This is a genomic window from Methylopila musalis (assembly GCF_042679725.1).
GTDB classification, from domain to species: Bacteria; Pseudomonadota; Alphaproteobacteria; order Rhizobiales; family Methylopilaceae; genus Methylopila; species Methylopila musalis.
The window spans coordinates 79,651-90,709 of sequence record NZ_JBHTMX010000003.1; the positions used below are offsets into that span (position 1 = coordinate 79,651).

At 70.0% G+C, this 11,059-nt stretch carries 8 protein-coding genes and 1 pseudogene; 1 reads left to right on the forward strand and 8 read right to left on the reverse strand.

Going from position 1 to position 11,059, the window contains the following annotated elements; all coding sequences use genetic code 11:
- Positions 1-146 precede the first annotated feature (146 nt).
- On the reverse strand, positions 147-2,375 hold the full coding sequence (locus ACFQ4O_RS01360; protein WP_378773819.1) for a glycosyltransferase: 2,229 nt from the start codon (positions 2,373-2,375) through the stop codon (positions 147-149).
- Between the two features lie 206 nt (positions 2,376-2,581).
- Here ACFQ4O_RS01360 and ACFQ4O_RS01365 point away from each other — a divergent pair.
- Positions 2,582-2,719, forward strand: a pseudogene (locus ACFQ4O_RS01365) (transposase); the annotation flags it as partial.
- Positions 2,720-2,907: 188 nt separating this feature from the next.
- Here the strand turns inward: ACFQ4O_RS01365 and ACFQ4O_RS01370 are convergent.
- The 7 genes from ACFQ4O_RS01370 to argJ all read right to left on the reverse strand — a co-directional run bounded on the left by ACFQ4O_RS01370 (position 2,908) and on the right by argJ (position 10,950).
- Complete coding sequence (locus tag ACFQ4O_RS01370; protein ID WP_378773820.1) at positions 2,908-3,489, reverse strand: TetR/AcrR family transcriptional regulator; 582 nt, start codon at positions 3,487-3,489, stop codon at positions 2,908-2,910.
- On the reverse strand, positions 3,486-6,614 hold the full coding sequence (locus ACFQ4O_RS01375) for a multidrug efflux RND transporter permease subunit (RefSeq protein WP_378773821.1): 3,129 nt from the start codon (positions 6,612-6,614) through the stop codon (positions 3,486-3,488). The genes ACFQ4O_RS01370 and ACFQ4O_RS01375 overlap by 4 nt, the downstream gene beginning before the upstream one ends.
- 12 nt (positions 6,615-6,626) lie before the next feature.
- Positions 6,627-7,817, reverse strand: coding sequence for an efflux RND transporter periplasmic adaptor subunit (locus tag ACFQ4O_RS01380; protein WP_378773822.1), 1,191 nt, complete (start codon positions 7,815-7,817; stop codon positions 6,627-6,629).
- Positions 7,818-7,901: 84 nt separating this feature from the next.
- Entirely contained in the window at positions 7,902-8,948 is a 1,047-nt protein-coding gene (gene selD, locus ACFQ4O_RS01385; protein ID WP_378773823.1) for a selenide, water dikinase SelD, read from the reverse strand.
- Positions 8,949-9,013: 65 nt separating this feature from the next.
- On the reverse strand, positions 9,014-9,202 hold the full coding sequence (locus ACFQ4O_RS01390; protein WP_378773824.1) for a Flp family type IVb pilin: 189 nt from the start codon (positions 9,200-9,202) through the stop codon (positions 9,014-9,016).
- A gap of 53 nt (positions 9,203-9,255) precedes the next feature.
- Complete coding sequence (locus ACFQ4O_RS01395; RefSeq protein ID WP_378773825.1) at positions 9,256-9,672, reverse strand: (deoxy)nucleoside triphosphate pyrophosphohydrolase; 417 nt, start codon at positions 9,670-9,672, stop codon at positions 9,256-9,258.
- 45 nt (positions 9,673-9,717) lie between these two features.
- Positions 9,718-10,950 carry a bifunctional glutamate N-acetyltransferase/amino-acid acetyltransferase ArgJ gene (gene argJ / locus ACFQ4O_RS01400; RefSeq protein ID WP_378773827.1) on the reverse strand — a complete coding sequence of 411 codons (1,233 nt, stop codon included), beginning with the start codon at positions 10,948-10,950 and terminating at the stop codon, positions 9,718-9,720.
- Between the last annotated feature and the right edge of the window lie 109 nt (positions 10,951-11,059).

An 11,059-nucleotide genomic window follows, 5' to 3' on the forward strand; every position in this document is an offset into this window, starting at 1 on the left:
ATCTTCGCCTCCGCTCGCGTCCGCGCCGAAGTCCGTGACGTCGACCGCCGCGGGCGCCGCGGAGACCCGCGCCGCCCACATCGCTGAGGCGACGCCGGCGGCGAGGACCCCGCGTCGGGACAGCCTCGCCGCCACGGCGCCAGACGTCAAAGCGATGTGTCCTCGACCATCGCGCTCGAGCGGCCCGCGGCGTCCTGCACCACGCTGTGGAGGGTCATTTTGGGAAGGTGAAGCGCTCCCCCGATCGTCGCGTCCACGAGTTCAACGCCGTCGCGGGCGAGGGACGCGCGCATCACCTCATAGGCGAAATGTCCCGCGCCGTCCGCTTGCCACGTCGACGTCAGGGACGCTCCACGCGTCGAGAGAGAGGTGTGAAGCTTCTCATCGTAGAAGTAATTCGTGCCTTGCGCGGTGTTGTTGTAATTGCTGTCGCATCCGACAAGGACCACGCGGTCGAAGCCCAGCGACCGTGCGATCGGACACGCGAAGCTGAGCACGCCCGTGCGGCCATCGTCGAGAAACCCTCTCGCGTCCGCGGTCGTGTTTCCGAGATTGTCCATGAAGCGCTTGAAGGGCTTCTCGAAGAGAAGGTAATTGACCTCGAACTGGTCCGACAGACCAAGGCTGTCGAAGAGCGGCTTATAATAATACGAGGTCCAGAGCACGGGGCGATGGCGCGATGAGCGCAGACGCTCAAGATAGCCTTCCGGAAAAGCCGGCTGCTGCACGTTCCATCCGCCGAAGAACATGTGCGACGCCAACACCAGGTGGTCCGGCGCGATGTCCTCGAAATCCTTGTGCAGCAGGAACCAGTTGAAGCAAAACCGCTCCAGATGGCTCACAAGCTCAAGCGGCGTGTCGGCGATCGACGGGCCGTTTCCAATGAGGACGCAGGTCTTCACGCCGCCCTCCATGGTCTGCCTGACAGGCTGCGACCGGTTGCGGCGCGCGTCCGACGTAAAGGCTTCGAGGCGGTGTTCGTAGTAGAGCTTCCGAAACAGATCGGTCCAGATTTTCGGATAGGACAGCGCCCGCGACGTCACCGGCGTCACGAGGGATTCGTGCAGGTAGTCCTTGTTGTTCCACGGCTTCGGGCCGGCGAAGTGGATGATCGATATGGACTGCGTGTTGCCTTCGAGATATCGGATCGCATACTTGATGTTGGTGTTGTAATTCGTCTCAAGTATCCGAACTGATTTGTCACGCAGGTATATGTTCCACGACTTCTGGTCGGCGAAGCGATCAATCAGATCGTCAATCGGCGCGAGAGACGACCGCACGATGTCCTGAGCTTGGGAGAACGCCTCCGCTCCGAGATGGCTTCGGGGGATGGAAATGACGCCGCTGTTTATGATGAAGGCGCCCGTGTAGGCGGACATGGCGACATACTCGCGGTCGCCGCAGTCGTAGCAGGCCCGGAAATCCTGGGCGTCGCCTTCCCAAAGCGCGCTGATATCGTCAATGACAAGAACATCGGAGTCGAGAAGGATCACGCGCTCGTACTGGTCGAGCGTGAGGCCCACGAAGTTCATGTAGCCGAGCTTGCCGATACGCTTGTGATTGTCGCTGCTCTGGGTTTCGAGCACCAGCCAGTCCATATCCGGCGTATCGAAGTGAATCGCCGGGTAGATGGAGGACAGCCAAGTCTGGGTGAATTCAGTCAGCGTTCCGTCATGGAACACATGAACGGGCGACTGAATGTCGGGATAGGTGCTTTTGAGCGAAAGCAGCAGGCCGATGAGGCCGGGCAGAAACTTGTCGTTCGCTACCGTCACGAAAGCGACCGACGGCGGAGGCGTCACGCGGTCGACCTTGCGCCGGTGAAACAGCGGGGCGTGGCGCTGCGCGAGAATTTCCTGCTCGAGAATGGTCAGGTTCTTGCCGGCCGCGTACTTGTCCTGAACCTGGCCGGCCTTCGCGCGGCGCGTCGTCTCGCCCTTGAAGAAGTTGGCGAAGCCGAACAGCTTCATCGCGGACTCCACCGGGCTGGCCTCCGCCTGCGGCGCAGGCTCCGGGACCCCCAGATCCGCGTACAACGCCGCGATCGCCGATTGCACCGTCGCCAGGCTGTCCGAGACCTTGCTGCGGGCCGCGGCGCTGAGCTTCGTCGACGCCTCCGCCTTGGCGGCCGCGAGCGTGACGTTCCGCGCCTCCAGCTCGTCGATGCGCCGCTTCAGGGCGCCCAGCTCCTCCGTCAGCTGATCGCGCTGTTGCCGAACGAGATTGCGCTGCTTGAGCAGTCGCTTGCCCTCAAGCACCAGCTCATCTCGGGTGGCGCTGCTCCAGTTCCTCTGACTTGAAGTCGGTTCCGGCGCCGGCGACGCGGGAGCCGGCTCGGCGATGGGGGTCTTCGTCGTTCGTCTTGTCTTCGGCATACTGAGCTCCTGCCCCCACCGCTCGCTGGCGCGACATTGCGGCGGCACGCTATCATTTTGGCTGTTAGCTGATCGTAAAACTTAACGAGCCCCCCTCCTGTCGCGCAAGGCGTCACGGCCCCGCGTGGAGCGAGCAGGCTTGGGTCACGTCCCCATCTGCAGGCTCCGTTTTCGAGCGGGCGCTCAGTCCGTCTCTTTCGAAAGAGATGGACATGCGACGACACGAACTGTCGGACGAGGAGTGGCGGATCATCAAGCCGCCGCCGCCTCGGACCTCCCGGGGGGTCGCGCGGGTCGACAACCGGCGGGTGATCAACGGGATCCTGTGGCGGTTCCGGAAAGGCCGACGACGCGCCGGTCGCCGCGACGCTGCTGGCGGACGTTCCGCCGGGGGCTGCGGTCATCGCCGACAGGCCGTTGTCGGCCCGCGGGCTTGACCCCGAGGGACACCGAGAGCGTTCGCGCCTGCGTGCAAGACCGCGGCGTATGAGCAGCCCCAAAGCTCGCCGCGACGCAGCGCTGGATCAACGCCTTATGAGCCCGCGTCCTGGCCCGCGCCTTCCACGCGGGTGAGGGCGAGCAGGGCGTCGATCAGGGCGGCGCGGCGGGGGCGGAGGGCGGCGGAGGCGCCCATCAGGTCGGAGAGCCAGAGGCCGTCGGCCGCGAAGCGGACGATGGCGAGTTCGGCGGTCGCCTCCGCGGCGTCGGGCCGGGCGAGCCGCGCCTCCATCCAGTCGGTCCAGCGGACGCGGAGCGACGCGTCGCCCATCATCAGGGCCGCGAGCCCGTTCCAGCCGCAGGGCTCGCCCTCGAACGCCACGCTCGCCAGCAGATAGGCGCGGGCGAACCGGCCGCGCGGCTCAGGGTCCTCCGCCGCGAAGGCGTCGATGCGGCGGTCGAAATCCGCCAGCAGCTCGTCGCTCAGGCCCTCCAGCAGCGCCTGCTTGCTCGGGAAATGATGCAGCAGCCCGCCCTTGCTCACCCCCGCCCGGCGCGCCACGGCCTCGAGCGTCATGGCGGACAGGCCGCGCTCCACGCAGAGCGCCGCCGCCACGTCCAGCACCTGCGCCCGCACCTCCGCGGGCAGCTTGCGGCGGCGATGGGCGTCGCTCACGGTTTCGGCTCCCCGGGCGCGGCGGCGGGCGGTTTCTCCCGCCCGGAGAACAGGCCAAGCACCGTAACGTAGAACACCGGCACGAACAGCACCGCGAGCACGGTGGCGGTGAACATGCCGCCCAGCACGCCGGTGCCGATGGCGTTCTGGCTGCCGGCGCTGGCGCCGCTGGCGATGGCGAGCGGGGTCACGCCCAGCATGAAGGCGAGCGAGGTCATCACGATCGGCCGGAAGCGCAGGAAGGCGGCCTCGATCGCCGCCTCGCGCCGCGGCCTGCCCTCGGCGCGGAGGTCTTTGGCGAACTCCACGATCAGGATGGCGTTCTTGGCGGCGAGGCCGATGATCGCGATCAGGCCGACCTTGAAGTAGATGTCGTTCGGCATGTCGCGCAGCGTCACCGCCAGCACCGAGCCGATCACGCCGAGCGGCGCCGCCAGCATGACCGCGAGCGGGATCGACCAGCTTTCGTAGAGCGCCGCCAGCAGCAGGAACACGAACAGCACGCTGAGGCCGAGCAGGATGGGCGCCAGGCTGCCGGACTGGATCTCCTGCAGCGACTGCCCGCTCCACTCGAAGCCGAAGCCCGGCGGCAACGCGCGGGCGAGCCGCTCCATCTCCGCGATCGCCTCGCCGGAGGAGTGCCCCGGCGCGGCGTCGCCGGCGATGCGGATCGCGGGATAGCCGTTGAAGCCCACGATCTGCGCCGGGCCCTTGGCCCACTCCACCCGGGCGAAGGCGGAGAGCGGAACCATGCCGCCGCCGGCGTTGCGCACGTTGAGGTTGAGCAGGTCGTCGCCCTGCATGCGCCGGTCAGCGTCCGCCTGCACGGTCACGCGCTGCATGCGGCCGGCGTTGGGGAAGTCGTTGACATAGGACGAGCCGAGGCTCGCCGACAGCGTGGCGTTGATGTCGGCGAAGCTGACGCCGAAGGTGTTCGCCTTCTCGCGGTCGATCACCACATGGAGCTGCGTCGCGTTGGCGAGGCCCTCGATGCGCAGGCCGGCGAGGACGGGGCTTTTCGCGCCGGCGGCCATGAGCCGGCCGGCCGCCTCCGCCAGCGCCGCGTGGCCGCGGGCGCCGCGATCTTGCAGGCGGAAGGTGAAGCCCGTCGAGTTGCCGAGCCCTTCGACCGGCGGCGGCGACAGCGCGAACACCTGCGCGTCGCGGATCTGGAACAGCTCGCCATTGGCGCGGGCGGCGATCGCCTCGGCGCCGTCGTCCGCGCCGCGCTCGCTCCAGTCCTTGAGGGTGACGAAGGCGAGCGCCGCGTTCTGCCCGTTGCCGGAGAAGGAGAAGCCCGAGATGGCGAACACGCCGGCGACCGCCTTCTCCTTGGCGAACACAGCCTCCACCTGCTTCACCACCTCCAGCGTGCGGGTGCCGCTCGCCTCCGAGGGGGCCTGCATGTCGACGATGAGATAGCCCTGATCCTCCGCCGGCAGGAAGGCCGACGGCAACTGGGCGAAGCTCCAGCCGAGCCCGGCCAGCAGCGCGAGATAGACGACCATCACCCGGCCGATCCGCCCCACGGCGACGCGCACCGCGCCGCGGTAGCCGCGGGAGGCCGCGTCGAAGCGGCGGTTGAACCAGCCGAACAGGCCGCGCTTGTCGTGGTGGCCCTTCGGGATCGGCTTCAGGAAGGTGGCGCAGAGCGCGGGCGTCAGCGACAGCGCGAGGAAGCCCGAGAACAGGATGGAGGCCACCATGGTCAGGCTGAACTGGCGGTAGATCACGCCGACCGCGCCGGGGAAGAACGCCATGGGCACGAACACGGCGGTCAACACCAGCGTGATGCCGACGATGGCGCCGCTGATCTGGCCCATGGCCTTGCGTGTGGCCTCCTTCGGCGGAAGCCCCTCCTGCGCCATGATGCGCTCGACGTTCTCCACCACCACGATGGCGTCGTCGACCAGAATGCCGATGGCGAGCACCATGGCGAACATGGTGAGCACGTTGATGGAGAAGCCGGCCGTCAGCAGCACCGCGCAGGTTCCGAGCAGCGCCACCGGCACCACCAGCGTCGGGATCAGCGTGTAGCGGATGTTCTGCAGGAACACGAACATCACCACGAAGACGAGCGCGACCGCCTCCAGCAGCGTGTGCAGCACCTTCTCGATCGACGCCTCGACGAAGGGCGCGGTGTCGTACGGGATCTCGTGCTTCAGCCCGGCGGGGAAGAAGCCGGCGAGCTCGTCCATCTTGGCCGCGACCGCCTTGGAGGTCGCGAGCGCGTTGGCGGTGGCGGAGAGCTGCACGCCGATGGCGGCGGAGGGCCGGCCGTCGAGGCGGCTTGCGAAATTGTAGTCCTCGCCGCCGATCTCGACCCGCGCCACGTCGCGCAGGCGCACGGTGGAGCCGTCCGGATTGGCGCGCAGCACGATGGCGGCGAACTCCTCCGGCGAGCTGAGCTGGCCCTTCACCAGCACCGGGGCCGAGACCTCCTGGCTGACGGGGTTCGGCTGGGCGCCGACGCGGCCGGCGGCCACCTGCGCGTTCTGGGAGGCGATGGCGGCGGTGATGTCCTCGGTGGTGAGGCCGAGGCCCACCATCCGGTCGGGGTCGATCCAGACGCGCATGGCGCGCTGGGTCGCGAACAGCTGCGCCTTGCCCACGCCGGGGATGCGGCGGATCTCGCTCAGCACGTTGCGGGTGAGGTAATCGCCCAGGCCGACGTCGTCGACCGCGCCGTCGGTGGAGGTGAGCGAGACCACCAGCAGGAAGGCGCTCGACGCCTCCTCAACCAGAATGCCCTGCTGCACCACCGGGCGCGGCAGCCGCGCCTCCACCCGGCGCAGCCGGTTCTGCACGTCGACGCCCGCCTGCCCCACCTCCGTGCCCGGCTGGAAGGTGGCGGTGATGGAGATCAGGCCGGCGGCGTCCGAGGTGGACTCGAAGTACATCAGCCCCGGCACGCCGTTCAGCTCGTCCTCGATCAGCCGGGTGACGCCCTGGTAGATCTCTTCCGCCGAGGCGCCGGGATAGCTGGTGGAGATGGCGATCTGGGGCGGCGCGATGTTCGGATACTGCGACACCGGCAGGAACGGCAGCGCCAGCGCGCCCGCGATCATGATGAAGATCGCGACCACCCAAGCGAAGATCGGCCGTCCGATGAAAAAGGATGACATCTCCGCCGCTCCTCAGCGCGCCGCCGCGGCGGCGGGCGCGTCTGGGCGGAACGGCTGCGGGTCCACGGCGGCGCCGGGCGCCAGCGCCTGAAACCCCTCCACCACCACCCGGTCGCCGGGCTTCAGGCCCTGATCGATCACCCAGCGGCCCCGAACGAGGCGCCCGGCGCGCACGGTGCGCAGCTCCGCCTTGTTGTCGGGCCCGACCACATAGAGCTGGGATGCGCCGCCGGGATCGCGCTGGATGGCGCGCTCCGGCACGGCGAGGGCGTTGGCCTGCTCGCCCTGCACGATCTCCACCCGCACATAGAGCCCGGGCAGCAGATCGCCGTCCGGGTTCGGGAACTCGCCGCGCAGCGTGATCTGGCCGGTGGTGGCGTCCACCGCCGCCTCCGAGAACAGGAAGCGCCCCTCGTGGGCGTAGGCCGAGCCGTCGTCGAAGAGCAGGCGCACCAGCGCCCGGTCGGCGGAGCGCCCTTCCGCGCGCGCCCCCGCCTGCGCGGCGCGGCGCAGCGCCAGAAGCTGGTTCGCGGACTGGGTGAAGTCGGCGTAGATCGGATCGAGCTGCTGGATGGTGGCGAGGCTGTCGGCGGCGCTGACCAGCGCGCCCTCGGTGATCAGCGCCCGGCCGATGCGGCCGCCGATCGGCGCGCGCACCTCGGCGTATTGCAGGTCGAGCTCGGCGGCGGCGAGCCCCGCCCGGGCGGCGGCCACGTCCGCGTCCGTCTGGGCGAGTTCGGCCACGGCGGAATCGTAGAGCTGGTCGCTGGTGATGCGACGCTCCCGAAGCTGCGTCTGGCGGTCGGCCTGCTCGCGGGCGAGCGCGCGGGCGGCCTCGGCGCGGGCGAGCGCGGCGCGGGCGCCGTCCACCCGCACCTGGAACGGCGCCGGATCGATGCGGTAGAGCACGTCGCCCTCACGCACGTGGCCGCCCTGCTCGAACACCCGCGCCACCACGATGCCCGACACCCGCGGCCGCACCTCCGCGAGGCGCGTGGGCGCGATGCGGCCGGGCAGGTCGTTGGCGATCGGCAAGGTTTCGGGCGCGACGGTGACGACCCCGACCGACACCGGCGGCGTTTCGGGGGCGGCGTCCGGCTTTTTCTCGTCGCAGCCGAGCAGCGCCACGGCGAGCGCCGCAACCGCCGCCAAGGGGCCGATCCGCCGTCCGCCCCGCGCGCCGCGCTGTCCCCACATGGCCATGACCCCGATCCCCGCCTCGTTCGGGGTCAGGTGATAGCAAGGCCGAAACAAACCGTCCAGACGGTTTCTAACAGGAGATCGACGTCAAACCACCCGCACGCCCGGCGCGCCGTCGCGCAGCTCGCCGATGACCGCGGCCTGCGCGAAGCCGGCCGCGCGGCAGCGTTCCAGAACCTCGGCCTCGGCGGACGGATCGACCGCGATCAGCAGCCCGCCGCTGGTCTGGGGATCGCACAGCAGCGCCTTGCGCCACGGAGCGATGTCCGCGGGCAGCGTCACCGCCGCGCCGTAGCTGGCCCAGTTGCGGGTGGCGGCGCCGGTGGAGAAGCCCGCCTGCGCCAGCTCCGCTGCGTGCGGCAGGATCGGGGCGCGGTCGAACGCGATGTCGGCTGCGAGCCCCGCGCCCCGGCACATCTCCAGCAGGTGCCCGAGCAGGCCGAAGCCGGTGACGTCCGTCATGGCGCGCACGCCGTCCAGCCCCGCAAGCTCCGCGCCGACCGCGTTCAGCCGCGTGGTGGAGGCGATCATGGCGGCGTAGGCGTTAGGCCTGAGCTCGCCCTTCTTCAGCGCGGCGGAGAATATGCCGACGCCGAGGCCCTTGGTCAGGATCAGCCGGTCGCCGCTGTGGGCGGACGCGTTGCGGAGCGCCCGGTCGGGATGGACCAGCCCGATGGCGACGAGGCCGTAGATCGGCTCCGGCGTGTCGATGGAGTGGCCGCCCACCACCGGAACCCCTGCCTCGGCGCAGATGGAGGCGCCGCCCGCCAGGATGTCCTGGATCGCCTCCACCGGCAGGGTGGCGACCGGCATGCCCACCAGCGCCAGCGCGAACAGCGGCCGGCCGCCCATGGCGTAGACGTCGGACAGGGCGTTGGCGGCGGCGATGCGGCCGAAGTCGCGCGGGTCGTCCACCACCGGCGTGAAGAAGTCCGTGGTGGCGACGATCGCCTGCTGGTCGTTCAGCCGGTAGACGGCGGCGTCGTCCGAGGTCTCCGCGCCGACCAGCAGGTCGGCGGCCGGGACCGGAACCGGCATCTTTTTCAGGATGTCCTGCAGGACGGCCGGTGCGAGCTTGCAGCCGCAGCCGCCGCCATGGGCCATCGAGGTGAGGCGGATGGGGGTGTCTGACATGGCCGCCATTGTCCACGGCGGCCGCGCCGACGCAACCGGCGCCGCCCGCCGCCTGAGCGCCCGAGCTATTTGGGCAGCTCGTTGGCGAGACGGTCGTAGTACTTCGCGAGCACCACGTCCCCGAGCTCGTAGACCGTGAGCGCGATCGCCACCGCGATCCCGACCGCGATCAGGGCGTATTCGATCGCCGTGGCGCCGCCGTCATCCTGCGCGAACTGCGCCAGCCGTCGCCGCGCCGTCCCCCACATCGCCATTCCCCGCATGCCCGCGCCCCGCTCTCGACGTCGGCCTCGCGCCGGAGATGGGGTCAGAGCAAAGCGACGAGGTGCGCGATGAGCGGTTCGTCGGCAGGCGGCATCGGATGGTCGCGGAGCGCGGCGGGGCGGACCCAGCGCGTCGCCTGTCCCTCCCGGCCCGTCACGATCCCCGTCCAGCGCCGGCACACGTAAAGCGGCATCAGCAGATGGAAGGTCTCGTAGCGGTGGCTCGCGAAGGTGAGCGGCGCAAGACACGGCTCCTCGACCACGACGCCCAGCTCTTCAGCCAGTTCGCGGATCAAGGTCTGTTCCGGCCGCTCGCCGGGCTCGACCTTGCCGCCGGGAAACTCCCACAGGCCCGCCAGCGACTTGCCTTCCGGCCGCTGCGCGAGGAGCACGCGGCCGTCGGCGTCGATGAGGGCGCAGGCGACGACAAGAACAAGCTTCGTTTGAGCGTCCGCCGTCATCTCAGCACGTCACATCTTAAGAGCGGGTTGCGCGAACCGCATGGATCACGAGCGATAGTCGGCGTTGATCGCGATGTAGCCCTCGGTCAGGTCGCAGGTCCACACCCGCGCGCGGCCCTCGCCGAGGCCGAGATCGACGCCGATCGTGACGTTCTGGTTCGTCATATAGGCGGAGGTCACGGCCTCGTCATAGGCCGGGTCGCGCTCGCCCTCGTGGGCGACGCGGATGTCGCCGAAGCGGATCGACAGGCGGTCGCGGTCGGCGGGCTCGCCGGCCTTACCCACCGCCATCACCACCCGACCCCAGTTGGCGTCCTCGCCCGCGACCGCCGTCTTGACGAGCGGCGAGTTAGCGATCGAGAGCGCGATCTTGCGGGCGGAGGCGTCGCTGGTCGCGCCCTCGACCTCGACGGTGACGAACTTGCGCGCGCCCTCGCCATCGCGGGCGACAAGCTGCGCCAGCTCCGACAGCAGGTCCTCGAGCGCGGCGGCGAAGCCCGAAAGCGCCGGGTCGCCGGCCTCCGTCACGAGCGCGTTGCCGGCCCGGGCGGTGGCGAAGGCGAGCAGCGTGTCGGAGGTGGAGGTGTCGCCGTCGATGGTGACGCAGTTGAAGGTGCGATCCACCGCCGCGGCGAGCAGCCCCTGCAGGGCGGCGGGCGCGATGGCGGCGTCGGTCGCCACAAAGGACAGCATGGTCGCCATGTCCGGCGCGATCATGCCGGCGCCCTTGGCGACGCCGTTGATCGTGACCGCCACGCCGCCGATTTCGGCCGTGCGGGTGGCGAGCTTCGGGAAGGTGTCGGTGGTCATGATGGCGCGGGCGGCGGCCTCCCAGCCGTCGGGGCCGGCCTCGGCCGCCAGCCGGTCCATCACGTCGCCGAAGCGCTCGGCCTCCAGCGGCTCGCCGATCACGCCGGTGGAGGCGAGGAAGATCTCGTCCTCGGAGCAGTGAAGCGCCGGCGCGGTGATCTCGGCGGTGCGCTTGGTGGCCGCGCGCCCCTTCTTGCCGGTGAAGGCGTTGGCGTTGCCGGAGTTCACCACCAGCGCGCGGATGCGGCCGCCCGCCAGCCGGTCCCGGCACCACTCCACCGGCGCGGAGGGGCAGAGCGAGCGGGTGAACACGCCGGCGACCGTCGTTCCCTCGTCGAAGGCCATCAGCAGCACGTCGGTCCGGCCCTTGTAGCGGATGCCGGCGGCGGCGGTGGCGAGACGCACGCCGGCGAGCGGCGGCAGCGCGGGATAGGAGGCGGGCGCGAGCGGAGAGATGGCGGAGGACATGGGCGTCTCGGACGGCGGGGACTGCGGAACGGCGTGCGCGCCGGCCGGCCGCGGCCCGTCGCGCCGGCGTCCTATCGGCCAGCGTCACGACAGCCGTGCGACGGGCCGG

What these genes read in the sequence shown, in the direction of transcription:
- ACFQ4O_RS01360 (WP_378773819.1), bottom strand. Translation starts at nt 2,375, where the DNA reads ATGCCGAAGACAAGACGAACGACGAAGACCCCCATCGCCGAGCCGGCT.
- ACFQ4O_RS01375 (WP_378773821.1), bottom strand. Translation starts at nt 6,614, where the DNA reads ATGTCATCCTTTTTCATCGGACGGCCGATCTTCGCTTGGGTGGTCGCG.
- ACFQ4O_RS01380 (WP_378773822.1), bottom strand. Translation starts at nt 7,817, where the DNA reads ATGGCCATGTGGGGACAGCGCGGCGCGCGGGGCGGACGGCGGATCGGC.
- selD (WP_378773823.1), bottom strand. Translation starts at nt 8,948, where the DNA reads ATGTCAGACACCCCCATCCGCCTCACCTCGATGGCCCATGGCGGCGGC.
- ACFQ4O_RS01390 (WP_378773824.1), bottom strand. Translation starts at nt 9,202, where the DNA reads ATGGCGATGTGGGGGACGGCGCGGCGACGGCTGGCGCAGTTCGCGCAG.
- ACFQ4O_RS01395 (WP_378773825.1), bottom strand. Translation starts at nt 9,672, where the DNA reads ATGACGGCGGACGCTCAAACGAAGCTTGTTCTTGTCGTCGCCTGCGCC.
- argJ (WP_378773827.1), bottom strand. Translation starts at nt 10,950, where the DNA reads ATGTCCTCCGCCATCTCTCCGCTCGCGCCCGCCTCCTATCCCGCGCTG.